This is a genomic window from Sphingopyxis terrae subsp. terrae NBRC 15098, assembly GCF_001610975.1.
In the GTDB taxonomy this organism is placed as follows: Bacteria; Pseudomonadota; Alphaproteobacteria; order Sphingomonadales; family Sphingomonadaceae; genus Sphingopyxis; species Sphingopyxis terrae_A.
In genome coordinates this window covers 3302905-3329507 of record NZ_CP013342.1, presented here as the reverse complement: position 1 = coordinate 3329507, position 26603 = coordinate 3302905, and the positions used below count along the sequence as shown (strand labels likewise).

Here is a 26603-nt window from a genome sequence, read left to right as displayed (position 1 = left end):
TGAGTGCAAGGGGCGTTGCACGGTAGCGACAGTGCGCTCGGGCCCCGATGCCCCGCGCCGGTTTGACATCGCGTCGGCAATCGCACACCGGAACAGATGATAACTGGGGTGATTTGACCGGGGGGGAGGGCGACTGTGAATCTGGAGCCATATCGCAGACATCGCCGAATTTTGACCGCAAGTCTGGTCGGCACCGCAGTCGAATTTTATGATTTTTATATCTACGGCACCGCGGCTGCGCTGGTCTTCGGGCCGCTTTTCTTTCCTTCGGAATCGCCGTCGGCGCAGCTGATGCTCAGCTTCATGAGCTTCGGGCTCGCTTTTTTCGCGCGGCCGGTCGGCGCCGTCGTGTTCGGCCATTTCGGCGACCGGATCGGGCGGAAGTCGACGCTCGTTGCCTCGCTGATGCTGATGGGGGCCTCGACGCTGCTTATCGCCTTTCTGCCGACCTATGCGATGGTCGGCTGGGTCGCACCGTTGCTGCTGTGCATCTTGCGGTTCGGGCAGGGCTTCGGGCTGGGCGGGGAATGGGGCGGTGCGGCGCTGCTCGCGGTCGAAAATGCGCCGCCGGGATGGCAGTCGCGCTTCGGCATGTTCCCGCAGCTTGGCGCGCCGGTCGGGTTCATCGCCGCCAACGGACTGTTCCTGCTCCTCGGCCTTTGGCTGAGCGATGCCGATTTTGCGGCGTGGGGCTGGCGTATCCCCTTTCTTGTTTCCGCCGTGCTCGTCGGCCTTGGCCTGTGGGTGCGGCTCAAGATCGGTGAGACGCCGGCCTTTTCGGAGGCGTTGGAGCGCGACGCGCCTGTCGGCGTGCCGATCGGCGAGTTGCTGCGCGGCCACTTCGTCGCGACGCTTGCCGGCACCTTCGCGGTCGTCGCCTGTTTCGCGATCTTCTATCTCGCGACCAGCTTCGCCCTTGCGCACGGCACCACCACGCTCGGCTATCCGAAGGAGGAGTTTCTGCTCATCCAGCTCGGTGCGATATTGTTCATGGCGGGCGGCATTATCTTTGCGGGCTATGCCAGCGATGCGTCGAGTGCGCAGCGCGTGCTGCGCTGGGGCTGCGGCGCGACGATGCTCGTCGGCTTGCTGTTCGGTCCGGCGCTGGCCTCGGGGAGCTGGCTGACGATCTTCGCAGGTCTCGCCACATCGCTGTTCGTCATGGGCCTCGTCTACGGCCCGCTCGGGAGCTGGCTGACCGGCCTGTTCCCCGTGCGCGTCCGCTACACCGGCGCGTCGGTCGCCTTCAATGTCGGCGGCATATTGGGCGGCGCAGCCGCGCCGATCGCGGCGCAGGCGCTCGGTGACTGGCGCGGAACCGAGGTCGTCGGCCTTTATCTGGCGCTCGCCGGACTGGTCAGCTTTTGCGGCCTGGCCTTGGTGACAAAAATTGAACGCGGTGACGCGTGAGGCGCAATGTCATTGCGGCGTCATCATTGAATCTCTAACAAACGGATAGTCTCCCACCATCGCGAGATCTGCCCATGTCCTTGATCGCACGCGTTCTTTCATCGCCTCATGGCCGGTCATCGCCGGCCTCATGCTGCCGGGTTCCGCAGCCGCTTTGGCGCCAATGGTCTTCGCCGCACCGATCAGGCTGCAGGGCAATCGCGTCTGGCTTGATGTGTCGGTGGAAGGCTTGCCTCCCGAATCGTTCATTCTCGACACCGGTACCACCGAAAGCCTGATTTCGGATAGCTGGGCGAACTCCGTCAAGCTGCGCGAACGCGGCGCGAGCATTATCGGCGGCCTGGGCGGGGTAGAGCGGACGTCGGTCCTGCGCGTCGAGGATGTGGTGATCGGCGGCACCTTTCGCATCCCCTATATGGAATTTCACGGCACCAAGTCAGTCGTCGACTCGAGCACCCGGGGATTGATCGGCGCGCCGCTGTTTACCGATATGGACAGCGATCTTGATTTCGTGGCGAACCAGTGGCGCATCTATCCCGATGGCCGTAGCGAGCGGCCTGGCATGTATCTGATACCCGAAAGCTATATGCCCCGCCGGGCGAGCTACGGTTTGACCACGCCCGTGCAGATCGGCGATTTTTCTGGGCGCTTCCTGATCGACACAGGCGCACCCCGCAACATCCTGCTCGATGGCAAGGCGGCGCGCGACATCGGTTGGTGGGATAGCGAACGACCCTATGTTCCCGTGCGTGCAAGCGGCTTCGGCAAAGGAAGTCTGCGGACCCGTATGTTCCGGGCGGACAAGGTCCTTCTTCACAAATTCGCCTTTCCGCGCGCGCTGGTCACACTTGCTGAGCCCGACCCGCGGAACGGCAATTTCGATAATGTCGAGGGGTTGGTCGGGTTGGACATGATCCGCCATTTCCACCTGTCGACGGATCCCAAGCGCAAACAGCTATGGATGGCGCCCAACGGACTCGGTTTTGCAGGAACCGAGCGCTATCCGATGTCGGGGCTGTGGCTTGACCGCAAAGGTACGCGTATCGTGATCGAGGATGTTGGCAACGGCAGCCCGGCCAAGGACGCCGGGCTGCAACCGGGCGATACGCTTGTGGGGGTCGAATGGAACGCGATGTTGCGCCGGCTGGGCGGCAAGCCCGGGGATCAAGTCGCGTTCGATTATGAACGCGACGGGAAGCGCGGTCACGCGCAGTTCAATCTGAAGCCCTATCTTTAGTCGGCACGGAGCAGCGTCAGCTTAGCTTTTCCGACCTTTCGCTCCGCTTCGATCGCGAAGCCCGCGACGTCGACGCTTTCTTTCTCGCCTGTTTCGATCGAGATCCAGCTATCGGTATCGACCCAGCCGAGCCGCGCCAGCTTGTCGAGTGCGACACTGCCCGCGCCGGTTGCATAGGGCGCATCGAGCAGCAGCAGATCGAAACTGCGTGGCGCTGGCCCAAGTGCGAGGACCGAACCGGCCCGCACCTCGGCGTGTCCGGCCGCACCGAGCGCCGCCAGATTCTTGCGCAGGGCGTCGATCGCCTCGCGATCCTGCTCACCGAACAGGCACTGCGCGGCGCCGCGCGACAAGGCCTCGATCCCCAGCGCGCCCGACCCCGCGAACAGGTCGGCGACATACAAGCCCTCGAAACTACCGAGCCGGCTTGCAAGCATGGAGAAGAGTGTCTCGCGCGTGCGGTCGGCGGTCGGGCGAGTGGCATCATTCTTGGGCGCGATCAACTTGCGACCGCGCCATTTGCCGGAAATGACGCGCATCAGCTCATCCGCCGCCGGAACTGGAACAAGGCATCGCGTGGTACGGCCTCGACCGCGCCGACATCGAGGCCGTCGAGCTCGAAAGCGCCATATCGCGTCCGGATCAGGCGGCTCACCTGCAGCCCCAGATGTTCGAGCACGCGGCGAACCTCGCGATTCTTGCCCTCGGTCAGCGTCAGCTCGATCCACTGGTTGCGCCCCGTCCGCCGTTCGAGATTGGCGTCGATCTTGCCATAGCGGACCCCGTCGATCTCGACCCCCTCGACCAGTTCCTCGAGCTGCGTTTGGCTGATGTCGCCAAACGCGCGGGCGCGATAGGTGCGCTCGACCCCGCTGGCGGGCAGTTCGAGCTGGCGCTTGAATTCGCCGTCATTGGTCAGCAACAGCAAGCCCTCGGTATTATAGTCGAGCCGCCCGACGGGCATCAGCCGCGGCAGCCCCTTGGGCAGCACGTCATAAATCGTCTTGCGTCCCTTGGGGTCGCGCGCCGCGGTCAGGCAGCCGACCGGCTTGTAGAAGCGATAGAGGCGCGTCGATACGGGCTTTGCGACCGGATTGCCGTCGAGGGTCAAGCCCTCGAGCGATGAGAGCAGCGGCGCCGGTTGCACGATCACCGCGCCGTTCAGTGCAATGCGGCCTTCCTCGATCATTCGTTCGACATCGCGCCGTGACCCGACGCCAGCGCGCGCCAGGAGCTTGGTGATGCGCTGCGGCCCGTCCTCGCGCTCCTCTTCCTTCGGCGGAGCCTTACGCGGCGGTTGTGCAGCGCGCGCGCTGCGGCGGCCACGCGGAGCGTCGCCCTGCGGGGAAGCGGGCGGGCGGGACGGCGAACGGGGTGGGCGGCGTGTCGTCATCGGAACGGATGCGGCTTTCATATCGTTATTCGGGAAAAGGGATGTTGTAATATGGCCACGCTCATAGCCGGAAAAGTGTCGCTTCGTCGATGGCAAGCAAAAGCAATCTTGCGAGGACGCGCACGCAGAGTCATGCGGCGGACGGAAGGTAGGTAAAATGCTCTTCGCGTCCCGCCCGTCCTGCTTCAAACGGCTGCTGATCGTCGAGGATGATCCGCTGGTCGCTTTCGACAATGAGCGGACCCTGAAGCATGGTGGCTATGACGTCGTTGCGACGGTCGATTCGGGCGAAGCGGCTGTCGCGATGCTGGCAGACAAGACGATCGATGCGCTGATCCTCGACCTCAAGCTCGCGGGGCACATGACGGGACGCGAGGTTGCGCGGCTCGCGCGCGACCGCGGCGTTGCCGTACTGCTGGTAACGGGGCAATGTCCCGAAGATGCGGGCGACATCGCGCTCGCCTGCCTGACCAAGCCGCACGGGGCGGCGGCGCTTCTCCACGCGGTTCGCGCCGTCGAGACGATGGTGTGCAAGCACAAGATGCCGCGCAAGGTGAGCGGGATGCAAACCTATTGGCGTCCCGAGGCCGCGTAACCGGCCCGCTGCCTCCACCGAACCGGCGGTTGAGTGCCGATGCGCGAGGAGGATCCCGTTGAAGATATTGCTTCCGCTGTTCAGCTTGGCTTTGGGGGCGGCCGCCGCGCTCCTGTTCGGGCCATCCGATCGACCGTCCGCCGCCATCGCGGCTTCGACGCCGCCCGCGGCGCCCGTGCTGGTCGAGTTGTTCACCAGCCAGGGTTGTTCCTCCTGTCCGCCCGCCGACCGGTTGCTCGAAAGACTGGATGCCGAAGGCTCCGTGGTCGCGGTCAGCCGCCCCGTTACCTATTGGGACCGGCTGGGATGGAAGGATACGCTCGCGCGCGCCGCGAACGATGCGCTTCAGGACCGCTATGCGCGGCGCGGGCTGCCGGGGGCGGGCGTTTATACCCCCGAAACCGTCGTGCAGGGGAGCGCGGCCGCCGTCGGATCGGACGAGCGGGCGCTGCGCCGGATGCTCGGCGCCGCGCCAAGCGACGCTGCGCTTCGCCTCGACGGCGGCCGTGTGGTCGCTTCGCGGTCCGCAGCGGGTGCCGAATTGCGCTTCCTGGCGATCGCGCACCGCGCCTCGGTCGACGTCGCCCGCGGCGAGAATGGCAACCGGACGCTGGGCTATACCAATGTGGTGCTGGCCGAGGCGGCGGTTCCTTGCCCCGCAAGCGGCGCCTGCGCGGCTGCAATACCCGCAGCGATCGCGGGCCAGCGCGGCGCCGACCGCTGGGCGGTGCTGTTGCAGGACCGCGCCGGCGGGCGCGTGCACGCCGTCCGCTGGATCGGGCGCCCCGCCAAATAGATGCTTCCAATTTGGTCCTGTTGCTTTAGGCCGAACGGTTCGATGCGTCGCCGGTCAGCCGAGCGCGACAGGGAGGATCTATGCAGGCAGATATGGCGCCGCCGCCACCGCAAAGCTGGTGGGACAGCATCCGGCCCTATCTGGAACGCGCGCCGCTGGCGGCGCTGCTGCTCGGCATTTCGTCGGGATTTCCCTATGCGATGATCGGTGCCACCTTGACGACGCGACTGTCGCAGGACGGTTTCGAAAAATCATCGATCACCGCCTTTTCGCTCGCCTTTCTCGTCTATAATTTCAAACCGCTGTGGGCCTGGATCGTCGATACGATCCGCCTTCCGGGGGCCGGGGTGGTCGGCCAACGGATCAGTTGGCTGATCCTGACGGCCATGCTCGTCATGCTGGCGGTCGGCAATCTCGCGCTGGTCGATCCGCAGCAGGTCGGCCAGTCCCCCGTGGGGCACCTCATGCAGCGGTTCGGGCTTGGCCATGAAGGCGAATTCGCCGCGCTGTTCGAAATGGCGGTCGGTGCGGTTCTCGTGGGTGCAGCGGGCGCGACGTTCGACATTGTGATCGACGCCTACCGGATCGAGATATTGAAGCCCGAACAACTCGGTGTCGGATCGGGCATGTCGCAATATGGCTGGCGGATCGGATCGGCGGGCGCCGGTGCGCTCGCGCTCTTTCTTGCCGCGCGGCAAGGATGGGAGGCGGCCTATCTGGCATGTGCGCTTTTTGCATTGCCAGCGGTCATTGCGGGCTTTTGGGTCGGCGAGCCCGAGCGGCACCGCGCGGCACTCTCGCGCGAAGGCAAACCAGGACTTGTCGCGGGTATCATCGGTCCCTTCCGCGAGTTTTTCAGTCGCCATGGCGCCTGGCTGGTGCTGCTGTTCATCCTGCTCCACAAGATCGGCGATACGCTCGCGAATCTGACGCTGCGCCTGCTGCTCAACGATCTTGGCTTCAGCAATGACGAGATTGCGATCTACGACGTCGGTATCGGCTTCTGGGCCTATCTGATCGGCATTTTCATCGGCGGGATTCTCTACGCGCGGATGGGCATGAAAAAGTCGGTACTGCTCAGCCTGATCCTGATGGCGGTGAGCAATTTCAGCTTCGCGCTGCTCGCGGCGGCGGGCCACAGCAATTGGGGCCTCGCCGGCGCGATCGGGTTCGAAAATATTGCGAGCGGCATCGGCGGCGTCGTCGTCGTCGCCTATTTCTCGGCACTCTGCGACTTGCGCTTCACTGCGGCGCATTATGCGCTGATCTCCTCCGCAGCGAGCATTGTCGGTCGTTTCCTGACCGGCACCACGGCGGGCGCGATGATGGACAATATGGGCAATGTGAACTTCTATCTGTTCACCGTCGCCGCGGCCCTGCCGGGTATTGTCCTATTCTGGCTGATGATGCGCAGCGGGCTCGTTGACCAATCGGTCGGCACGGCGGGTACCCGGCATGCGCGCGAGGCGTCGGCCTAATCGGGCAATTCGCCGTTCGCGCGCAGCACCTCGCCCGCAAGGTAAAGCGAGCCGGCGATCAGGACGATCTCGGTCACAGGGTCTACGGCCAATCCGGCCAGCGCAGCCTCGACGGTATCGGCCGCGAGCGCTTCCGGCCCGAAGGCTGAGGCGCCATGATGCTCGTGCCCGGGCACCGGCACGACGGTGATCGAGGCGAGCTTGCCGGCGAGGGGATCGATCAACGCCGAGGGATGCTTGTTGGCGAGCATCCCGGTGACCAGATGGATGCGGCGCGCATCGCCCGCAAAATGCTGCGCGAGTTGATGCCCTGCATCGGCATTGTGGGCGCCGTCGAGCCACACCGTCGTGGCGGGCGGGAGCAGCTTTGCGAGCGGTCCGCTCTCCAGTCGTTGCAACCGCGCCGGCCAGTAAGCCGCGGCGATGCCGCGCTCGATCGCGCCCGCATCGGGTTTCGGTCCCGGCGCGAGATGGAGCATCGCAATCGCAAGGCCCGCGTTGCGCATCTGATGCCCGCCCGCCATGCGCGGGCGCATCAAGGCGGGGAGTTCCCCGTCCATCGACCGCCAGCGAAAGGCGTCGCCGACGGCTTCGACCGACCAGGTTTCGCCCTCGACGAACGGGACCACGCCCGCCGCCTCGGCCCGGTCCGCGATCACCCGCGCCAGCGGCGGCGGATAGGCGAGCGTCGCCAGCGCGGCGCCGCGCTTGATTATGCCGGCCTTTTCCCACGCGATCCGTTCGGCAGGGCGCGTCGGGGTGCCGTCTTCGGGCGCGAGCAGAAAGGCCTCATGGTCGATGCCGAGCGAGGCGATGCCGCACACCGCCGGCGCCGGGATGATATTGGTCGCATCGAGTCGTCCGCCCAGCCCGACCTCGATGATGCAATCGTCGGCGGGGATGCGCGAAAAGGCAAGGAAAGCCGCCGCCGTCGTCACCTCGAAAAAGCTTGCGTGCAGCCCTTCCGCGACGTCGAGGGCTTCGCCAAGCAAGGCGGCGAGCGCCGCATCATCGATCAGGGTGCCCGCCAGTCGGATGCGCTCGTTAAACCGGACGAGGTGCGGGCTGGTATAAGCGTGGACCCTGCGCCCCTGCGCCTCCAGTATTGCGCGCAGATAGGCGCAGGTCGATCCCTTGCCGTTGGTCCCTGCGACATGGAAGGTCCGCGGCAGCCGGTCTTGGGGATCGCCGAGGCGCGCGCACATTTCGCCGATGCGTTCCAGCCCCAATATGTCGCGACCCGGCGACAGCGCCGCGAGGCGGTCGAGCTGCGCCTGAACGGCGGGATCGGAACTGTGCGCGTGGTCGGGCATGGATTCTCCCTCCGTCCGTCAGGAGGAGGGATCAAGCCGCCTTTTCGGGCGCGAGATAGCCGATCAGGCGGCCGAGCGTCGCGGGCAGCTCCTTGCGATGCACCACCATGTCGATCATCCCGTGATCGAGCAGATATTCGGCGCGCTGGAATCCTTCGGGCAGCTTTTCGCGGATCGTATTTTCGATCACGCGCTGGCCCGCAAAGCCGATCAGCGCATTGGGCTCGCTGATCTGCACATCGCCCAGCATCGCATAGCTCGCGGTCACGCCGCCCGTCGTCGGGTCGGTGAGCAGCACCACATAAGGCAGGCCCGCGCGGCGCAGCCGCTGGAGCGCAACCGTAGCGCGCGGCATCTGCATCAGCGACAGCGTGCCTTCCTGCATCCGCGCGCCGCCCGCGGCGGTGATCGCGATGTAGGGGACGCCGCGCTTGATCGCGGCCTCGACCCCGGCGACGAAGGCTTCGCCGACCGCGACGCCCATCGATCCGCCCATGAAGGCGAAATCCTGCACCCCGATCACGGCGCCCTGGCCCGAAATGCGGCCGAAGGCGTTCTGGTAAGCGTCGCGGTCGCCGGTCTGCGCGCGTGCGGCCTTGATGCGGTCGACATATTTCTTGGTGTCGCGGAACTTCAGCGGATCTTCGGGTGCCGCGGGGGCGGCGATCAACTCGTGCAGGCCGCCGTCGAAAAGCTGCGCGAAGCGCTCTTTGGCGCCGATGCGGTCGTGATGGTCGCAGCGCGGGCAGACGTTCAGATTGTCTTCCCACTCCTTGACGAACACCATCTGCTGACACTGGCGGCATTTGTGCCAGAGGTTGTCGGCGGTGTCGCGCTTGGCGGTGAAGGGCAGGGCGTTGCGAACGCGGTCGAGCCAGCTCATGCGGCGATCTCCTTTGCGCTGTGGATAGCATCGGCGAGCGAACGGGTGAAGGCCTCGACATGCGCCGACGCGGCGTCGCCATGCTCGGCAATGATGTCGATGAAGGCCGATCCGACGACGACGCCGTCGGCAACCTTGGCGATGTCGGCCGCCTGCGCGGGGGTGCGAACGCCGAATCCGACCGCGACCGGCAGGTCGGTCGCGGCTTTCAGGCGCGCAACCGCATCCTCGATGCTCGCCTGAGCGGCCTGCTGCATCCCGGTGATCCCGGCAACCGAAACATAATAGAGAAAGCCGCCCGCGCCGTTCAGCACGTCTGGCAGGCGCGCCGCGTCGGTCGTCGGCGTTGCGAGGCGGATCAGGTCGACCCCGGCAGCGCGGAGCGCGGGGCCGAGTTCGGGATCTTCCTCCGAGGGAATATCGACGCAGATGACGCCGTCGACCCCTGCTTTCGCGCACTCTGCGGCGAACCAGTCGGCGCCACGGATCGTCATCGGATTGGCATAGCCCATCAGCACGAGCGGCGTGTCGGGATGGCGCTGGCGGAAGGCGGCGGCGATACCGAACAGGTCGGCGGTGGTCGTCCCCTTGGCGAGGCTTCGCAGGTTTGCGGCCTGGATCGCGGGGCCGTCGGCCATCGGATCGGTGAAGGGCATGCCCAGTTCGATCACATCGGCCCCCCCCGCGACGAGCGCGTCAAGGTTCGCGGCGGTGTCGCCATCGCCGCCGGTGATGAAGGCGACGAGCGCAGGGCGCGGCTTGGCGAAGGCGGCGGCGAAGCGGGTCACAGCTTTACCCCCAATGCTTCCGCCACGGTGAAGATGTCCTTGTCGCCGCGGCCCGAGCAATTGACGATGATGATCTTGTCCTTGCCCAGCGTCGGCGCGATGCGTTCGGCAGCGGCGATCGCGTGCGCGCTTTCGAGCGCGGGGATGATGCCTTCGAGCTTGGTCAGTTTCTGGAAACTTGCGAGCGCCTCTTCGTCGGTGACCGGTTCGTAACGCGCGCGGCCGATGTCATGCAGCCAACTATGCTCGGGGCCGATGCCCGGATAGTCGAGCCCCGCCGAGATGCTGTGCGCCTCGGTGATCTGGCCGTCCTCATCCTGCAGCAGATAGGTCTTGTTGCCGTGGAGGATGCCGGGTTTGCCGCCGGCGAGGCTGGCGGCGTGCTTGCCGCCCAATCCTTCGCCCGCGGCTTCGACGCCGACGATCTCGACGTCTGTGTCATCGAGGAAGGGATGGAACAGCCCGATGGCGTTCGACCCGCCGCCGACGGGGGCGATCAGCATGTCGGGCAGGCGCCCTTCGGCTTCGAGAATTTGCGCCTTCGCTTCCTCGCCGATCACCGACTGGAAATCACGCACCAGTTCGGGATAGGGATGCGGCCCCGCGACGGTGCCGATGATGTAGAAGGTGTCCTCGACGTTCGCGACCCAGTGGCGGAGCGCCTCGTTCATCGCATCTTTCAGCGTCTTCGCGCCGCTTTCGACCGCGACGACTTCGGCGCCGAGCAGCTTCATGCGGAAGACGTTCGGCTGCTGCCGCGCGACGTCGACCGCGCCCATGAAAATGGTGCAGGGCAGGCCAAAGAGCGCTGCCACGGTCGCGGTCGCGACGCCGTGCTGGCCGGCGCCGGTTTCGGCGATGATCTTGGTCTTGCCCATCTGCTTGGCGAGCAGGATCTGACCGATGCAATTGTTGATCTTGTGCGCGCCGGTGTGGTTCAGATCCTCGCGCTTCAAATAGATCTTCGCGCCACCCAGATCGTTCGTCAGCCGCTCGGCAAACCACAGCGGGCTCGGGCGGCCGACATAATTTTTGAGCAGATAGTCGAACTCGGCCTTGAAGGCAGGGTCGGCCTGCGCAGCGCGATAATGGCGTTCGAGGTCGAGGATGAGCGGCATCAGCGTTTCGGCGACATAGCGGCCGCCGAAGGCGCCGAAATGGCCGCGCGCGTCGGGCTGGGTGCGGAGGCTGTTGGGCAGGGTCGGTGCTTCGGTCATGGTCATTTCCATCGGTTACGGGTGGGCGCGCACTTGAAGATCGGGTCTCAAGCGGTCAGCGCCATCGTTTTCCGATGCGCATCATGAGGAACTGCGGTGTCAGCATCTGCCGACCGCTTTAAGGAAAGCGGCGATCTTGTCCATATCCTTGACGCCCGGTGCGCTTTCGACCCCCGACGACACATCGACGAGCGGCGCGCCGGTTTCGGCGATCGCCTGTGCGACATTGGCCGGGGTCAGTCCGCCTGCGACGCCCCAATCGATCGAGTGGCGATGGCCCTTGAGCAGCGACCAGTCGAAGCGGGCGCCGGTGCCGCCGGGCAACGCCGCTGCCGGCGCATCGAACAAGATGCGGTCGGCCGCACCTTCAAACTGCCGGACGCGTTCCAGCGTTCCGGCATCCTTCAGGCCGACCGCCTTCCAGACTTCGGCGGGAACGAGCCGTTTGACCGCGGCGAGCCATTGGGGTGTTTCATTGCCATGAAACTGGACGATGTCGGGGCGCACCGCGCTGAGCGCCTCGCCGGTCACCTGTCGCGAGGCATTCACGAGAAGGAGCGCAACCTTCACTTTCCCCCCGGCGCGCTGGCGAAGCGCGGCAGCGGTCTTCAGATCGACGTGGCGCGGACTCGGTTCATAGTGAACGAGGCCAATGTGCGTCGCGCCGAGCCGGATAGCGGCGTCAACCGTTTCGGGCGTAGAGAGGCCGCAGATTTTGACAAGTGGGGGCATATATCAGGGTTCGATCATTTAGGTCATTGCGAGCGAAGCGAAGCAATCTCCAGCCATCGGCGTAACACAATCCCGATAGCTGGAGATTGCTTCGTCGCCTTCGGCCCCTCGCAATTACGATGGTTGAATGAAAGTGTGTTTACAGCGTCGCTTCGATCGCGCGCGCCGCGAGGTCGGGGTCCTGCGACTGGCTGATCGGTCGGCCGACGACGAGGATCGAGGCGCCGTCAGCCATCGCCTGCGCCGGGGTAACGATACGCTTCTGATCGCCGGCACGGCCGTCAGCAGGGCGCACCCCCGGTACGACGAAGAAGCCGCCGGGCCATGCCTTGCGCGCGGCCTTCACTTCCTGGCCCGAGCAGACGATGCCGTCGAGACCCGATTCGCGGGCCAGCGCGGCAAGGCGGACGACCTGGTCGTGCGGGGTGCCGCCGACGCCGATATCATCGAGATCGGGCGCGTCGAGGCTGGTGAGCACGGTAACGCCGACCACCTTGGTCGCGCTTCCCGCGACTGCCTTGGCCTCTTCCATCATCGCGCGGCCGCCCGCGGCGTGGACGGTCAGGATCGCGGGTTCGAGCGGACGCAGCGCCTGGATCGCCTTGGCAACGGTGTTCGGGATGTCGTGCAGCTTGAGGTCGAGGAAGATCGGCAGGCCGAGCTTCGCCATTTCGTGCACCCCGTGATGGCCGTTGGCGCAGAAGAATTCGAGGCCGAGCTTCAACCCGCCGACATGGTGGCGCACCCGCTGCGCCAGCGTCAGCGCGGCATCGAGGTGGGGGGTGTCGATGGCAAGATAGACAGGCGAACTCATTGCGGATCCAGCGGCGAGGGTGGGATGTCGTTGACGGGCTTCGACTGCGGCGCCGGTTCGGGGGTGAGCGGCGTCTCGGCCGGGCGGTTGGCCATGGCGCGCAAATCGGCAAGTTGCCGTTCGCTCGTTTCGATACGGCGCTTCAGCGACCAGCGCGAGGTACGCAGCGCGATCCACAGCGGCAGGCTGCCGATCAGGAAGGCGGCAAAGATCAGCACCGGCAATTTGGTGTCGAGCACCTGTCCCGGCCATATGGTCACGGTGACAGGATTCCAGTTGGCCATCGAAAAGACGACGAGGATGATGGTCAGCAACACCCAGATGACGGTTCGCACGATTCCCACGTTATTGCGCTCCTTTACCGGCCTCTGCATCGAACCCTAAGCGACTTTGGCGCATGATGCGAGTCTCTGGGCGAGGCCCGGCGCGTTCAGCCGCCGAACACCCGCGCAAAGATCGTATCGACATGCTTCATATGATAGTCGAGGTCGAACAGCGCGGTCAGTTGCTCGGCCGACAGACGCGCAGTCACGTCAGCGTCGGCCTTCAGCAGTTCGAGCAACGAAAGCTGGCCGTCGCTTTCCCAAACCTTCATCGCATTGCGCTGGACGAGCGCATAGCTGTCCTCGCGGCTCGCCCCTGCCTGGGTCAGCGCGAGCAGGACGCGCTGCGAATGGACGAGGCCGCCCATGCGATCGAGATTCTTCTGCATGCGCTCGGGATAGACGAGCAGCTTGTCGACCACGCCGGTCAGTCGCGCGAGCGCGAAGTCGAGCGTGATCGTCGCGTCGGGACCGATGAAGCGTTCGACCGACGAATGGCTGATATCGCGCTCGTGCCACAGTGCGACATTTTCCATCGCCGGGATGGCGGCGCTGCGCACCATGCGCGCGAGCCCGGTCAGATTTTCGGTGAGCACCGGGTTGCGCTTGTGCGGCATGGCCGACGAGCCCTTCTGCCCCGGCGAAAAATATTCCTCCGCTTCGAGCACCTCTGTGCGCTGAAGGTGGCGGACCTCGACCGACAGGCGTTCGATCGACGAGGCGATCACGCCGAGCGTTGCGAAGAACATGGCATGGCGGTCGCGCGGAATGACCTGCGTCGACACGGGTTCGATCGCGAGGCCCAGCTTCGCCGCGACATGCGCTTCGACGCGCGGGTCGATATTGGCAAAGGTGCCAACCGCGCCCGAAATCGCGCAGGTCGCAATTTCCGCGCGCGCTGCGACCAGCCGCGCCTTGCAGCGCGCGAACTCGGCATAGGCTTCGGCCATCTTGAGGCCGAAGGTGACCGGCTCGGCATGGATGCCGTGGCTGCGCCCGATCGTCGGGGTCAGCTTATGTTCGTATGCGCGTCGCTTGATCGCCTCGAGCAGCGCGTCGAGGTCTGCGAGCAAGATGTCGGCGGCCTGCGCGAGTTGCACCGCGAGGCAGGTGTCGAGCACGTCGCTCGACGTCATGCCCTGATGCATGAAGCGCGCTTCTTCGCCGACATTTTCGGCGACCCAGGTCAGGAAGGCGATGACGTCATGCTTGGTGACCGCCTCGATGGCGTCGATCGCGTCGACGTCGATGACGGGGTTCGTCGCCCACCAGTCCCACAGCGCCTTCGCGGCGGATTGGGGAACCGTCCCCAGTTCCGCGAGCGCGTCGGTCGCATGCGCCTCGATCTCGAACCAGATGCGAAAGCGATTTTCCGGCGACCAGATGGCGGTCATGTCCGGGCGGGCGTAGCGCGGAACCATTGATATACCTTCCTTTTGTGCGCCGCTGTTCGGCGCCTTGTCGCAAAACCGCGGCGGAATCACGATGGGGCGCCCCCTAGCAGGGGTCGACCGCTTCGCCAATCACCCGCGCGCCGCAACTTCCAGCGAACGCGGACGGTTGCCCCCATGCCCCTTCAGAAAAGGCGGCGGATCGCAAACAGATGCGGGTCCGCCGTCGATACAGGAGATAGATAATGTTGAAGCAAGTTCTTTTGATCGGCGCCGCCGCGATCAGTTTCCCCGCGCTGGCCCAGGAAGCACCGCCGTCGCCGGGGACCACGCCGCCGACCGAGCAGCCCGAGGCTGCGCCGATGCCCGATAGTGCGCCGGCACCGACCGACACGACAGCTCCCGTCCCCATCGAGCCGGCCACCGATACGATGGCCCCGGCCGGCGAGGCGCCTGCGCAGACCGCGCCCGCCAGCCCTGCGCCGTCGAGCATCGCGGCCGCGACCCCCGCGCAGATCGCCCAAATCGTCGAAACCGAATTTCCGACCTATGATGGCGACAAGTCGGGCGACCTTAGCGCCGCTGAATTCGGCGCATGGATGAAGAAGCTGCGCACCGCGCAGGACCCCGCCGTTGATCCCGAATCGGCCGATGTGAAGAGCTGGATCGATCAGGCTTATGGCGCGGCCGACGCCGACAAGTCGGGCAGCGTTACCAAGGAAGAACTGGTCGCGTTCCTTTCGCGCGGCGCCTGATTTCGCAGTCCTCCCCGCTTGGGGCGATGCAGCCGTCGGAGCGATCCGGCGGCTGCATCGCCATGGCCGTCAAGCCGCGCGCGGCGGCTGCATGACCGCCCGGATCGTCAACGCCCGTTCGTGGCCGTCGCGATCGGGCCACAGGATCGCGCTGCCGGCGCGCATCCCGATCAATCCGGCGCCAATGGGCGTCAGGATCGAAATTCGTCCCGACGCGATGTCGGCATCCGACGGATAGACCAGCCGGACGCTGCGCACCGCGCCGCTCGCTTCGTCGACGAAATCGACCTCGCTGTTCATCGTCACGACGTCGCGCGGGACGTGGCGTTCTTTGTGAACGGTCGCACGGCCGATCTCGCGCATCAGCAGTACGCTGACCTGCGGCATGCGCTTTTCGATGCCGAGGGCAAGATCGGTAAGCGCATCGGCCTCCGAATCGATCATGTGAATGGGCGGGCGTTTGCTCGCCTTGGTCAAGGTGGTCTTGGCTACTGTCATTCTATTGGCTTTCCGCATGGAAAGGGCAGGGCGCGGCCGCGCTCCTGTCGGGATGGTTCGGAAATCTTGCCCCGGTCCGGGGCATGGCACGCCACAGCCCGGGGCTAGAAGCCCGCGAGAAGCTGACCCGCGTGAAGGCGGAAGCGAAGATGGCGCTGCCGAATCTGCATGACGCGATGATGTCGCCTGAGGCCGGGCAAGTAAAGCCCGGCTTTTCCGGCCTCCTGATTCAGAGCAGCCCGAGCGCGCGGAGGCTGCGGTGGCCGCTGCCGCCGATGATGATATGATCGTGCAGCGCGATACCCAGCCGCCCTGCGGCATCGGCCAGGTCGCGCGTGATCGCGATATCCTGGCGGCTCGGTTCGGGATTTCCGCTGGGGTGATTGTGGACGATGATGATCGCCGCGGCGCCGAGTTCGAGTGCGCGCTTGACGACTTCGCGCACATAGATCGCCGATTGGTCGATCGACCCCTCGCTCGCGACCTCGTCGCGGATCAGCATGTTGCGCGAGTTGAGGTACAGCACCCGCACCCGCTCGACCTCGATCGGACCCATGTCGGCGCGCAGCCAGTCGAGCAGCGCATCCCAACTCGACAATAGGGGCTTTTCGCGGAACTCGCCTTTCAGCATCCGGAGGCTGGCCTGCTGGACGATCTTGAGCGCGGCGATCGTGCCGTCGCCCATGCCGTCGATTCGGCGCAGCGATTCGGGATCGGCGCTGACGAGCTGTGCGAACGAACCGAATTCGCGCAGCAATGTCTTGGCGAGCGGCTTAGTATCGCGCCGCGGGATCGCAAGCGCGAGGAGATATTCGACCAGTTCGTAATCGGCCATACCGTCGGCATCGCCGCCGAGCAGGCGCGCGCGAAGCCGCGACCGGTGGCCCGCATGATCGGGAAGGGGGGCGGGCGCGTCGGCCATCGTCAAGGCAATAACCGCCTTGTGGGCACCACTCAACGCTCATAGACACAAGCGCCTATGTCGCGGCGCTTTTTCCTGCATCGAATGGCCTTGCCCTGCGTTGCCGATGGGCATGGGACAGCAATGGTAGGCGCAGTGAGCTTTGGCCGGGCATATGATGACGGCGTGACGTCACAGGCGGTCGATGGGTTCGGCCGCGGGTGAGCGAGGCAGAGACAGTCCGCGCGCGGCGACGGCGCAAGGCGCCGTGGATCGTCGGGGGCGCGCTCGGTGCGCTGGCGCTCGGACTTTGGGTTGCCCGCGCCCCGATCGCCGACCGTTTCATTCAGGACCAGCTTGCGAAGAAGGGCGTGCCGGCACGCTACACGATCGAACGCATCGGCCTGTCGACCCAGCGGCTCAGCAATGTCGTTATCGGTAATCCGGCGCATCCCGACCTGACCGCGCGGGTGCTTGAGGTGTCGGTCGGGCTCGGCTTGTCCGGGCCCTATGTCGCATCGGTGCGCGCCGACGGCCTGCGGCTCTACGGCCGCTTCGTCGATGGGCAATTGTCGCTCGGCGCGCTCGACAAATTTCGCGACCCAACCGACAAGAGTCCGTTCGCATTGCCCGACATGGCGGTCCGGCTGAGCGACGCGCGGGCGCGGCTCGAAACGCCGTGGGGCAATGTCGGCGCGGCGCTGAACGGCGGCGGCAATTTGCGCCGCGATTTTGCGGGAACCCTCGCGCTCGTGGCCCCGCATATCGCCGCTGCCGATTGCCGCGGCACGGGAATCACTTTCTACGGCAAACTCGCGGTGCGCGATGTGCGCCCGCGGCTGACTGGGCCGTTGCGCGGCGCGGCCGTGACTTGCGGCGGCGCGCAGCCGGTCGCGGTCGCCGCGCCGCAGATCGCGCTGGACGTCTCGCTTGCCGAAAATCTGCAGCAATGGGACGGCACCGCCGACGCGCTGGTCCAGCGCCTGATGATGCCCGCGCTCGCCGCCGAGCGGGTCGGCGTGAAGGGCCGCTTCACCGGCACCGCCGATCGCACCGGGCTGACCTTGGTGGCGGATGTTGCCAAGCTGGCCGGGCCGGATTTTGCGGCGAGCGGCGTGCATCTGGAGGGCAAGGGCGCGGTCGGCAACGTCACCCCCAATTTCGACGGCCGGCTGCGCTTCGCCGATGCAAGCGCGAGCGCGCGTCTGCGCCGGTCGGTCGCGGACAGCGCCGCGGCGCTGGGCGGTACCCCGCTCGGCCCGATCGGCGACCGCGCGGCGACCGCCTTCGCCGCAGCGCTCGCGGGTGCAAGCGGCGAAGCGGCGATCGCGCTGACCGGGCAGGGCGAGGCGCTCCGTTTCGAGCTTGCCGCGCCCAGCCTGTCGAGCCGCAGCGGCGCACGCTTCGCGAGCAGCGCCGACAGCCGCATCGGCTATCTCTTCGCCGCGCCGCGGCCCGAGGTCATCGCAACGGGGCGCTGGACCTTCGGCGGCGGTGGCCTTCCGGTCGGCGCGATGGAACTCGACCGCCGTGCCGACGGCCACATGACCGGGCTGGCGCAAATCGACGCCTATCAGGCGGGCGGCGCGCGTCTGGCGCTCGATCCGGTGCGTTTTTCGAGCGCGCCGGGCGCCGCGATGCGCTTTTCGACTAGCGCCACCCTGTCGGGGCCGCTTGCGGGCGGGCGCGTAGAGAGGCTGCGCGTGCCGATTGCCGGTGCCATCGCCGCGACCGGCGGGATGGCGTTCAACGGCGGCTGCCACCGTGTCACCGCGAACAAGATCGACGTGTCGGGGCTGCGCCTTGTCAATAACGGTATCGACCTGTGCAGCACCCCCGGTGCGCCGCTGTTCAGCGTGGGATCCGCGGGGGTGCGCGGTGCCGTCCGGCTTCCGGGCCTCAAGCTGCGCGGCACCAGCGGGGCGTCACCCTTTGCTTTTGACAGCGGTCCCGGCGAGGTCGATCTGGCGCGGTGGCGCTGGTCGCTTGCCAACGCCGATGTCCGGATCGGGGCCGGGGACAGCATGACGCATTTCGCCGCCGGACGCCTTTCGGGCGCGGCGGGCGGACAGGGGATGGCCGGAACGCTTGCCGATGCGCAGGGCAAGATCGGTGCCGTCCCGCTCGGCATGAGCGAGATTGCCGGCAACTGGCGCTGGGCCGACGGCGCGCTGACGCTCGACGGCGGGCTGGTGCTGACCGATGCGGCGGCGGACAAGCGCTTTGCGCCGCTGATCAGCCGCGACGCGCATCTCCGTTTCGCCGACGGCGTGATCGACGCAAGGGCGGGTTTCGACGAACGTGAAAGCGGCAAGAAGATTCTCGATACGGTGATCCGCCATCGCTTTGCCGACAGCAGCGGCGCCGCCGATCTGATCGTCAAGGAATTGCGCTTTGACGATAATTTCCAGCCCGAACAGCTCACGACGCTTGCGCAAGGCGTCGTGGCCAATGTCCAGGGTTCGGTCGTCGGCGACGGGCGGATCGAGTGGAATGCCGAGGGCGTCACGAGCGGGGGCACCTTTGCGACCGCCAATACCGACCTCGCCGCGGCTTTCGGCCCGGTGACCGGACTGACGTCGACGCTGACGTTCGACGATCTGCTGGGGCTCCATTCGGCGCCGGGGCAGACCGTCGCGCTGAAGGAAGTCAATCCGGGCATTCCTGTCGTGGACGGCAAGATCGACTATCAGCTCCTCGGCGGCAATCGGGTGCGGATCGAGGGTGGGCGCTGGCCGTTCGCTGGCGGCGAGCTTCTGCTGCACCCCGCTACGCTCGATTTCAGCGCCACCCAGCCGCGCCGCCTGATGTTCGATGTCGTCGGCGTCGATGCCGCGGTTTTCCTTCAGCAGTTCGGGTTCGAGAATATCAACGCGACGGGCAAGTTCGACGGGACGCTGCCGGTCGAGTTCGACGGGCTCGGCGGGCGCGTGGTCAACGGACGGATCGACGCGCGCGACGGCGGCGGCACGCTCGCCTATGTTGGCGAACTTTCCAATCACAACCTCGGCACGATGGCCAATTTTGCGTTCGGGGCGCTGCGATCGCTGAAATATGACGATCTGACGATTGTCCTCAACGGCAACCTCGACGGCGAAATGGTGACCGAAATCCGCTTCGGCGGGATCGGGCAGGGTATCGGCGCAAAGCGCAATTTCCTGGTCGATCAGGTCGCCAAAATCCCGCTGATCTTCAACATTCGTGTCGAAGGGCCTTTCCGCGGCCTGATATTCTCTGCAAAGAGCTTTTACGATCCATCGGTCCTGGTGGAGCAGAATTTGTCGCAGCTCTTGCAAGCCCAGCGCGATGCCGAAGCCGCCGCAGCGGCGAAGGCGGCGCCCGTTCAGCCTCCAGCAAGCGAGCCCGTGCAATGACGGTAAGGAAGATAGGAAAGATGAGGAGAGCGGCCATAGGCGGTCGGTGTCTGTTGCTGACGATCGGAACGATGGGCCTCGGCGGCTGCGTTCAGGTGTCAGCGCCCGACAAGCCGATCGAGATCAACCTGAATATCCGCATCCAGCAGGAAGTGGTGTACAGGATCGACGGCGACGCGAAAAAGCTGATCGAACAAAATGGCTCTATCTTCTGACAGGGACGAAACAAGATGATGAAGCAGATGTTCAAACCCGCAATCGCCGCGCTGGCCGCCGCCGGAGCGGTCGCCGCGCTGGTCACGCCGGCGCTGGCACAGCGCGACCCCGCCTATGAAAATGCGCGCGCTGCGGGCCTGATCGGCGAACAGCCCGACGGCTACCTCGGCTTTGTGACCACGCCGACCGATGCAGTGCGCAAGCTGGTCAGCGACATCAATATCAAGCGCAAGGACGCCTATACGCGCAACGCGCCGGCGGGCAGCACGATCGAACAGTTCGCCTTTGTGACGGGTTGCAATCTGATCCTGAAGACCGCGCCGGGCGAGAAATACCGCACGCCCGACGGCAAATGGCTGACGCGCGACAGCAGCCCGCCGGTGCGCGATCCGCGTTGCGCCGCCAACTGACGAATTAGCAGCAGGCCTTCGTGCCTCATTATGCCGCCGCGCCCCTAAACGCGGCGGCATTTTTGTGCGCCTGCGCACGGGCATTGACTTAATCGGGCGGCGTTCCTAAACGGGCCGCGCCTTAGGGGTCCCCCGGCTTTTTCCGGGCCTTTTTCGCGGGCGGCACCGATTCTTTTCGGTTCTGTTTCAGGAGGATGGCGGAAGATGACGGGGAAGGGCAGCGATCCGGATCAAACTTCGGAGGATTCGCGCCTGGTCTCGCTCGAAGAGCGATTGGACCGGGCCGAAGCCGCAGAAGCGAAACGGACCGCAGGCGCCGCCAGTCCGGAATCCGATGCCAATTACCGGCTCGGGAACCGGGTGCTGGCGGAACTGCTGGGTGGATTGATCGGTGGCGCCTTGTTCGGCTGGCTGATCGACCGCATCGCGGGCACGTCGCCCTGGGGGTTGTTGGGAATGTTGTTCATGGGGATCGTCGTGGCGTTCCGGAACATCATTCGCATCGCTTCGGGTCCACGCAAGTAGCGCGGATCAAAGGGAATTTCTGGCGGGACGGCCCGATGAGCCGCCCCGCAATGCGCGTGGAGTGAAGAGTGGCGGCGGAATCCGGCAAGATCGACCCGATGCACCAGTTCGAGGTGACCCCGCTCGGCGGCGGTTTCCATCTGGGCGGGCACGAAATCCTGTTCACCAACAGCGCGCTGTGGATGGTTGTCGCGGCCATCACGCTCGGCATCTTCATGTGGGGCGGTATGCGCCGTCAGCTCGTTCCCGGCCGTTGGCAAGCCGCCGTCGAGGGCTTCACGGGTTTCATCTCCAGCATGATGACGCAGAATATCGGTAGCGAAGGGCGCAAGTTCACGCCCTATGTCTTCTCGCTGTTCATGTTCATCCTGTTCTGCAACCTGCTCGGCATGTTGCCGCTTGGTGTTTTCGGCATCCATCCCTTCACCGTGACCAGCCATATCGCGATCACCGGGGTTCTTGCGCTGGTCAGCTTTGCGATCGTGCTCGTCGTCGGTTTCTGGCGCCATGGCCTGCACTTCTTCTCGCTCTTTGTGCCGCACGGCACGCCGCTGCCGATGATTCCGATCATCGCGCCCATCGAGTTCGTGTCCTTCATGGTCCGCCCTTTCAGCCTCGGCCTGCGTCTCTTCGTCGCAATGACGGCGGGTCACGTTCTGCTTAAGGTGCTGTCGGGTTTCGTCATCAACGGCTTCAACGCCGAAACCGTCTGGCTCGGCTCGATCGTCTCGGTCCTCAGCTTCATCCTGATGATCGGCATCAGCGCGCTCGAACTGCTCGTCGCCGGCATCCAGGCTTATGTTTTCGCCCTGTTGACCTCGCTTTACATCAACGACGCGGTCAACCTTCACTAATCCCGTTTATACCAAACGCTTACACCCAAGGAGTATTACAATGGACGCAGAAGCAGCAAAGCTGATCGGTGCTGGTCTCGCCGCTATCGGTGCCGGCATGGCCGCCATCGGCGTGGGTAACGTCTTCGGCAGCTTCCTCGAAAGCGCGCTGCGCAACCCCGCGGCCGCAGACGGCCAGCAGGGTCGCCTGTTCATCGGCTTCGCGGCTGCCGAACTTCTCGGCCTGCTCGCGTTCGTCGTCGCGATGATCCTGCTCTTCGTCGTCTGATTTCGGACGATCCGGCGTGGCCGGTTCTCGGATGGGGACCGGCTGCACCGATTTGCAGGTTTTTCATAAGTTTAAGGTTCGCCTTTCATGCCCCAGATAGCCCAGCTAACCGCTGATAACTGGTATCTCGCCTCGCAGCTTTTCTGGCTGCTGGTCGTTTTTGCCGGCATCTACATCGTCATCGGCCGCGGCATGCTGCCCAAGATCGAGGCGACGGTTGACGCGCGCGATCGCAAGGTCGCCGACGATCTGGCGGCGGCCAAGGCCGCACACGCGGCCGCCGACGGCCTCGAGGAGAGCTATCGCCAGCAGAGCGAGGCGAGCCGCGCTGCGGCGCAGAAGGCGGTTTCGGACGCCAAGGACAAGGCCGCTCGCGACGCCGAAAAGCGTCTGGCAAAGGTCGATGCCGAGCTTTCGGAAAAGCTGGCAGCGGCCGAAGCCGATGTGGGCGCTGCGCGTACCTCGGCAATGGCGGAAATCGAATCGGTCGCTGCCGAAGCGGCGACCGACCTAGTGGCCAAGCTGTCGGGCGTGAAAGTTGCCGCAACCGACGCAAAGGCTGCGGTGAAGGCGGTGCTGCATGGCTGATTTCCTGGTGATCCTATCCGAAGCTGCCGGCGCTGCCGGAGAGGCGCATGCCGATCCGACGGCTTTCGGGCTTAACGCTACCGTGTGGGTGTCGATCGCGATGCTCGCCTTCCTCGGCATTCTTGTCTGGAAGAAGGTGCCGGCGATGATCGGCGCGTCGCTCGACAAGAAGATCGCAGAGATTTCGAAGCAGCTCGGCGAAGCCGAACAGCTTCGCCTCGATGCCGAATCGCTCAAGGCCGAATATGAGGCCAAGCTTGCCGATGCGGCGAAAGAAGCCGACGAGCTCCGCGCCCGTGCCGAATCCGAGGCCGAAGCGCTCGTCGCCAAGGCGAAGGGCGATGCGACCGCGCTGATCGCTCGCCGCAAGCAGATGGCCGAAGACCGCATCGCGGCGGCCGAAGCCAACGCGGTTGCCGAGGTTCGTGCCGCGGCGGCCAAGGCGGCGACCGATGCGGCCGCAGCGCTGATCGCGGCCAAGCATGACGCGGGCGCCGACAAGGCGCTGATCGATAAGGCGATCGCGGCCGTCGCCAAGAGCTGATCTTTCCCGATCGGGCCATGAAAAGCGGGCGTCTCGTCTAAGCGAGACGCCCGCTTTTTCGTGTCAATACTCGTCGAAATTGTCGGCCGCATCGCTGAACGGATCGCTGACAGCGGTCCCGCCTTTGCGGTAACAGGCGAAATCCATGATCGCCTCGTTGATGCTGTTGGCGGCGGGCGTCTTGTGTTCGGTGATCGTCTCGGACGGTTCGCTCTCGATGAAGCTGCCGTCGGCGCGGTAATAGCTATATTCGAGCGTGCGGAAGGAATTGCCACCGCAATCGAGCTCCTCGCGAATTTTTGCACCCACGATCGGTCCGCCGTTGAGCGGTTTGGCATAGACGCTCAGCACGTCGCCGACGATCTTGCCGCTCAGCGCGCGCAAGCTCGCAAGGTCGACATAGGTGCGGGTCGAATCATTGCCGCCGACCAGATACCATTCGGCGGCGGCAGCCGGCGTGGCGAGCGGCAACAGCGTGGCCGCCACAAAAATCATGCGCATAATATCCCCCTGATGGTGCGCCCCGTGCACGGCCTGCCACAGCCGTTCAGGCGCGCAAAGCCGAAATTGGCGGCCTCAATATTTGATCATGATCCGGCGGGCGAGGGCGGGTGAGACGCTGTTGACGAGTTGCAACAGCTTCACCGCCCCCGCATTCACCTCGCGCTTGCCGGTGCGGATGCCGCGCACGATTTCGGCGGCGCAATCGTGCGCGCTCATCTTCTTCCCGGCGCGACCCGCGGTCATATTGGTTTCCACCACCGGCGGCAGCGCCTCGATCACCGCCACATTGCTGTCGCGCAGCAGGTGGCGGATCGCCTGCGTATAGGCGCGCAGCCCGGCCTTGGTGGCGCAATAGATCGAACCGCCGGCGCGCGGTGCGATCGCGAGCCCCGAGGTCACATTGACGATCGCGGCGGCGGGCTGGGCGCGCAGGATCGGCAGCAGCCGCGTGCAGAGTGCGATCGGCGCGTCGAGGTTGGTACGGATGCACTGCGCCGCGCTGTCGAGAGTCGCCGGCTCGTCCAGCTCATAATCGCTACCGACCCCGGCATTGTTGACCAGAAGCGCCAGCGGTCGCCCTGCGACCCCCGCGACGACGGCATCGATTCCCGCCGGCTCGGACAGATCGCCGGCGATCGTTTCAAAACCCAGCGCCCGCATCCCCGCCAGTTTTTCGGGTGAGCGGCCCGTCACGACCACCTCGGCACCCGCCGCCTGCAATTGCAGCGCGATTTCGCGCCCGATTCCGTCGCTTCCGCCCGTCACCAGCGCCAGTTTGCCGTGTAATTCCATCGCCCCCTCCATGCTTTTACCTGCCACACTATGGCGGGCCGTGCGGCCATCGCCTACATGGAAATGATGGTCCGTCCCAACGCTCCCGAACGATTCAACGAAGAGAAGGCCACCTATGTCGTCCGCGGCGAGGGTGAGGGGGCCGACAAGCCCGATCTGGAGCGCGGTGCCCAGGTCATTCGCGGCGTCGTGCGCAAGCTGCCGGTGCGCCCCGGTGTCTATCGGATGCTCGATGCGCGCGGCGACGTTCTGTACGTCGGCAAGGCCCGCGCGCTGAAGAACCGCGTCACCAACTACACCCAGGTCGCGCGGCTGCCGCAGCGGTTGCAGCGCATGGTCGCGCAGACGCGCGCTATGGAGATCGTGACGACCACAAGCGAGGCCGAGGCGCTGCTGCTCGAGGCACAGCTCATAAAACGCTATCGTCCACCCTACAATGTCCTGCTGCGCGACGACAAAAGCTTCCCCTTCATCCTGCTCCGCATGGATCATGACTTCCCGCGGGTACAAAAGCATCGCGGCGCCCGCCGTGCCAAGGGACGCTATTACGGCCCGTTCGCCAGCGCGGGGTCGGTGAACCGCACCCTCAACGCGCTCCAGAAGACCTTTCTGTTGCGCAGTTGCACCGACAGCTTCTTCGCCAATCGTTCGCGGCCGTGCCTGCTCTATCAGATCCGGCGCTGTTCGGCGCCGTGTGTCGATCGTATCGACAAGGCCGATTATGCCGAACTCGTCGGCGATGCGCAGGATTTTCTGGAAGGCCGCTCGACCGCGGTGCAGAAGCGACTGGGCGATGCGATGACGCGCGCGGCCGAAGCCATGGATTTCGAGCTCGCCGCGGTGCTCCGCGACCGGTTGAAGGCGCTCACCTTCATCCAGGGTAGCCAGTCGGTGCATGCCGACGGGCTGGGCGATGCCGATGTCTTTGCGCTGGCCGCAAAGGGCGGGCAGCTCTGCATTGCGGGTTTCTTCATTCGCGGCGGGCAGAATTGGGGGCATCGCAGCTTCTTTCCCGCGCATGTCGCGGGGGTGCCCGAACCTGAGGTGATGGCGAGCTTCCTCATGCAATTTTACGAGGGCGTGCCGCCCCCCAAGCTGATCCTCGTCGATCGCGAGCCCGAGGACGCCGCGGTCCTTGCCGAAGCGCTCGGCGAAACGGCGGGCCGCAAGGTCGAGATCAGCGTCCCGCAGCGCGGCAATCGCAAGCGACTGCTCGAACAGGCGGTGCGTAACGCCGGCGAAGAACTCGACCGCCGCCTTGCCGAAAGCAGCAGTCAGGCGAAACTGGGGCGTGAACTTGCCGATCTGTTCGATCTCGACGAACCGCCGCAGCGGATCGAAATCTACGACAACAGCCATATTCAGGGCACCAACGCGCTCGGCGCGATGGTCGTCGCGGGGCCGGAAGGCTGGATCAAGGGCGCCTATCGCAAGTTCAACATCAAGCGCCCGGAAACGCAGCCGGGCGACGATTTCGCGATGATGCGCGAAGTATTCCAGCGCCGCTTCGCGCGCGCCCTCGAGGAGGATCCCGAACGCAACAAGGGCGAATGGCCCGATCTGGTGCTGATCGACGGCGGCAAAGGGCAGGTGTCCGCAGCGGGCGCCGTGCTCGCGGAACTCGGTATCGACGATCTTCCTTATGTGGGCGTCGCCAAGGGACCGGATCGCAACGCCGGGCGCGAGACATTCTATTTGCCCGACGGCCGCGAATTCACGCTGCCCCCGAACAATGCCGTGCTTTTCTACATTCAGCGATTGCGCGACGAGGCACATCGCTTCGCCATTGGCGCGCATCGGCAGAAGCGCGCGAAGGCGATGGGCAGCTCGCCGCTTGACGAGGTTCCGGGCATCGGACCGGCTCGCAAGAAGGCGCTGTTGATGCATTTCGGCACCGCGCGCGCGATCCGCAGCGCCAGCCTCGACGATCTGAAAAAGGCGCCGGGCGTCAGCGCGGCGGTCGCGCAGGCCGTTTATGATTTCTACAATCCGGGAAGCTGAGGA

General features: G+C 65.4%; 29 protein-coding genes. 15 read left to right on the top strand and 14 right to left on the bottom strand.

The window, feature by feature from the left end; translation table 11 throughout:
* Positions 1 to 141 precede the first annotated feature (141 nt).
* Entirely contained in the window at positions 142 to 1410 is a 1269-nt protein-coding gene (locus AOA14_RS15855) for an MFS transporter (protein ID WP_062903212.1), read from the top strand.
* 130 nt (positions 1411 to 1540) lie between these two features.
* Positions 1541 to 2647: an aspartyl protease family protein gene (locus tag AOA14_RS15850; RefSeq protein ID WP_082819958.1), complete on the top strand. Its 1107-nt coding sequence runs from the start codon at positions 1541 to 1543 to the stop codon at positions 2645 to 2647.
* Here AOA14_RS15850 and rsmD read toward each other — a convergent pair.
* A complete protein-coding gene (rsmD, locus tag AOA14_RS15845) occupies positions 2644 to 3186 on the bottom strand; it encodes a 16S rRNA (guanine(966)-N(2))-methyltransferase RsmD (RefSeq protein ID WP_062902485.1) in 543 nt (180 codons plus the stop codon). The two genes, AOA14_RS15850 and rsmD, sit on opposite strands and share 4 nt — an antisense overlap.
* Entirely contained in the window at positions 3186 to 4040 is an 855-nt protein-coding gene (locus tag AOA14_RS15840) for a pseudouridine synthase (protein WP_082820064.1), read from the bottom strand. The genes rsmD and AOA14_RS15840 overlap by 1 nt, the downstream gene beginning before the upstream one ends.
* Before the next feature lie 157 nt (positions 4041 to 4197).
* Here AOA14_RS15840 and AOA14_RS15835 point away from each other — a divergent pair, with 157 nt between their 5' ends.
* The 3 genes from AOA14_RS15835 to AOA14_RS15825 all read left to right on the top strand — a co-directional run bounded on the left by AOA14_RS15835 (position 4198) and on the right by AOA14_RS15825 (position 6909).
* A complete protein-coding gene (locus tag AOA14_RS15835) occupies positions 4198 to 4635 on the top strand; it encodes a response regulator (protein WP_003044165.1) in 438 nt (145 codons plus the stop codon).
* 58 nt (positions 4636 to 4693) lie between these two features.
* Positions 4694 to 5431, top strand: a complete 738-nt coding sequence (locus AOA14_RS15830) for a DUF1223 domain-containing protein (RefSeq protein ID WP_202988287.1) — start codon at positions 4694 to 4696, stop codon at positions 5429 to 5431.
* Between the two features lie 80 nt (positions 5432 to 5511).
* The gene (locus tag AOA14_RS15825; RefSeq protein ID WP_062902482.1) at positions 5512 to 6909 is read left to right on the top strand and encodes an MFS transporter; all 1398 of its coding nucleotides are present in this window, start codon (positions 5512 to 5514) and stop codon (positions 6907 to 6909) included.
* On the opposite strand, the gene AOA14_RS15820 is transcribed toward AOA14_RS15825, so the two are convergent.
* From AOA14_RS15820 to purB, 8 genes are all read right to left on the bottom strand, one after another.
* Positions 6906 to 8222: a bifunctional folylpolyglutamate synthase/dihydrofolate synthase gene (locus AOA14_RS15820; RefSeq protein WP_062902481.1), complete on the bottom strand. Its 1317-nt coding sequence runs from the start codon at positions 8220 to 8222 to the stop codon at positions 6906 to 6908. The genes AOA14_RS15825 and AOA14_RS15820 overlap by 4 nt on opposite strands.
* 31 nt (positions 8223 to 8253) lie before the next feature.
* The gene (gene accD / locus AOA14_RS15815; RefSeq protein ID WP_003044151.1) at positions 8254 to 9105 is read right to left on the bottom strand and encodes an acetyl-CoA carboxylase, carboxyltransferase subunit beta; all 852 of its coding nucleotides are present in this window, start codon (positions 9103 to 9105) and stop codon (positions 8254 to 8256) included.
* Complete coding sequence (gene trpA, locus AOA14_RS15810; RefSeq protein ID WP_062902480.1) at positions 9102 to 9893, bottom strand: tryptophan synthase subunit alpha; 792 nt, start codon at positions 9891 to 9893, stop codon at positions 9102 to 9104. The genes accD and trpA overlap by 4 nt, the downstream gene beginning before the upstream one ends.
* On the bottom strand, positions 9890 to 11110 hold the full coding sequence (gene trpB / locus AOA14_RS15805; RefSeq protein ID WP_062903211.1) for a tryptophan synthase subunit beta: 1221 nt from the start codon (positions 11108 to 11110) through the stop codon (positions 9890 to 9892). The genes trpA and trpB overlap by 4 nt, the downstream gene beginning before the upstream one ends.
* 99 nt (positions 11111 to 11209) lie before the next feature.
* On the bottom strand, positions 11210 to 11842 hold the full coding sequence (locus AOA14_RS15800; RefSeq protein ID WP_062902479.1) for a phosphoribosylanthranilate isomerase: 633 nt from the start codon (positions 11840 to 11842) through the stop codon (positions 11210 to 11212).
* A gap of 139 nt (positions 11843 to 11981) precedes the next feature.
* A complete protein-coding gene (gene pyrF / locus AOA14_RS15795) occupies positions 11982 to 12656 on the bottom strand; it encodes an orotidine-5'-phosphate decarboxylase (RefSeq protein WP_003044140.1) in 675 nt (224 codons plus the stop codon).
* On the bottom strand, positions 12653 to 13000 hold the full coding sequence (locus tag AOA14_RS15790) for a lipopolysaccharide assembly protein LapA domain-containing protein (RefSeq protein ID WP_058811860.1): 348 nt from the start codon (positions 12998 to 13000) through the stop codon (positions 12653 to 12655). The genes pyrF and AOA14_RS15790 overlap by 4 nt, the downstream gene beginning before the upstream one ends.
* Positions 13001 to 13086: 86 nt before the next feature.
* Positions 13087 to 14400 (bottom strand): adenylosuccinate lyase, encoded by a 1314-nt coding sequence (gene purB / locus AOA14_RS15785; protein ID WP_062903210.1) that lies wholly within the window; start codon positions 14398 to 14400, stop codon positions 13087 to 13089.
* A gap of 215 nt (positions 14401 to 14615) precedes the next feature.
* Here purB and AOA14_RS15780 point away from each other — a divergent pair, with 215 nt between their 5' ends.
* A complete protein-coding gene (locus AOA14_RS15780; RefSeq protein ID WP_062902478.1) occupies positions 14616 to 15125 on the top strand; it encodes an EF-hand domain-containing protein in 510 nt (169 codons plus the stop codon).
* Positions 15126 to 15194: 69 nt separating this feature from the next.
* Here the strand turns inward: AOA14_RS15780 and rnk are convergent, their stop codons facing one another.
* Complete coding sequence (gene rnk, locus AOA14_RS15775; RefSeq protein WP_082819956.1) at positions 15195 to 15623, bottom strand: nucleoside diphosphate kinase regulator; 429 nt, start codon at positions 15621 to 15623, stop codon at positions 15195 to 15197.
* Between the two features lie 229 nt (positions 15624 to 15852).
* On the bottom strand, positions 15853 to 16545 hold the full coding sequence (gene radC, locus AOA14_RS15770) for a RadC family protein (RefSeq protein ID WP_062902477.1): 693 nt from the start codon (positions 16543 to 16545) through the stop codon (positions 15853 to 15855).
* 200 nt (positions 16546 to 16745) lie between these two features.
* Between radC and AOA14_RS15765 the strand changes: the two genes are divergently transcribed.
* The 8 genes from AOA14_RS15765 to AOA14_RS15730 all read left to right on the top strand — a co-directional run bounded on the left by AOA14_RS15765 (position 16746) and on the right by AOA14_RS15730 (position 23303).
* Positions 16746 to 19898, top strand: a complete 3153-nt coding sequence (locus AOA14_RS15765; protein WP_062902476.1) for an intermembrane phospholipid transport YdbH family protein — start codon at positions 16746 to 16748, stop codon at positions 19896 to 19898.
* A gap of 53 nt (positions 19899 to 19951) precedes the next feature.
* Positions 19952 to 20113 carry a YnbE family lipoprotein gene (locus AOA14_RS15760; RefSeq protein WP_371830003.1) on the top strand — a complete coding sequence of 54 codons (162 nt, stop codon included), beginning with the start codon at positions 19952 to 19954 and terminating at the stop codon, positions 20111 to 20113.
* A 15-nt stretch (positions 20114 to 20128) separates the two neighbouring features.
* The gene (locus AOA14_RS15755) at positions 20129 to 20524 is read left to right on the top strand and encodes a YdbL family probable chaperone protein (protein WP_062902475.1); all 396 of its coding nucleotides are present in this window, start codon (positions 20129 to 20131) and stop codon (positions 20522 to 20524) included.
* 204 nt (positions 20525 to 20728) lie between these two features.
* A complete protein-coding gene (locus AOA14_RS15750; RefSeq protein WP_062902474.1) occupies positions 20729 to 21049 on the top strand; it encodes an AtpZ/AtpI family protein in 321 nt (106 codons plus the stop codon).
* Positions 21050 to 21117: 68 nt separating this feature from the next.
* Entirely contained in the window at positions 21118 to 21903 is a 786-nt protein-coding gene (locus AOA14_RS15745; RefSeq protein WP_003044113.1) for a F0F1 ATP synthase subunit A, read from the top strand.
* Positions 21904 to 21943: 40 nt separating this feature from the next.
* The gene (locus tag AOA14_RS15740; RefSeq protein WP_003044110.1) at positions 21944 to 22171 is read left to right on the top strand and encodes a F0F1 ATP synthase subunit C; all 228 of its coding nucleotides are present in this window, start codon (positions 21944 to 21946) and stop codon (positions 22169 to 22171) included.
* Positions 22172 to 22258: 87 nt separating this feature from the next.
* Positions 22259 to 22759 carry a F0F1 ATP synthase subunit B family protein gene (locus AOA14_RS15735; protein ID WP_003044101.1) on the top strand — a complete coding sequence of 167 codons (501 nt, stop codon included), beginning with the start codon at positions 22259 to 22261 and terminating at the stop codon, positions 22757 to 22759.
* Complete coding sequence (locus AOA14_RS15730; RefSeq protein WP_062902473.1) at positions 22752 to 23303, top strand: F0F1 ATP synthase subunit B family protein; 552 nt, start codon at positions 22752 to 22754, stop codon at positions 23301 to 23303. Before AOA14_RS15735 ends, AOA14_RS15730 begins: the two co-directional genes overlap by 8 nt.
* A gap of 63 nt (positions 23304 to 23366) precedes the next feature.
* Here AOA14_RS15730 and AOA14_RS15725 read toward each other — a convergent pair whose 3' ends face one another.
* Both AOA14_RS15725 and AOA14_RS15720 read right to left on the bottom strand, forming a co-directional pair.
* Entirely contained in the window at positions 23367 to 23804 is a 438-nt protein-coding gene (locus tag AOA14_RS15725) for a surface-adhesin E family protein (RefSeq protein ID WP_062902472.1), read from the bottom strand.
* Between the two features lie 75 nt (positions 23805 to 23879).
* Positions 23880 to 24599 (bottom strand): SDR family oxidoreductase, encoded by a 720-nt coding sequence (locus AOA14_RS15720; RefSeq protein ID WP_058811863.1) that lies wholly within the window; start codon positions 24597 to 24599, stop codon positions 23880 to 23882.
* A gap of 66 nt (positions 24600 to 24665) precedes the next feature.
* Between AOA14_RS15720 and uvrC the strand changes: the two genes are divergently transcribed.
* Positions 24666 to 26600 (top strand): excinuclease ABC subunit UvrC, encoded by a 1935-nt coding sequence (gene uvrC / locus AOA14_RS15715; RefSeq protein WP_062903207.1) that lies wholly within the window; start codon positions 24666 to 24668, stop codon positions 26598 to 26600.
* Positions 26601 to 26603: the final 3 nt, after the last annotated feature.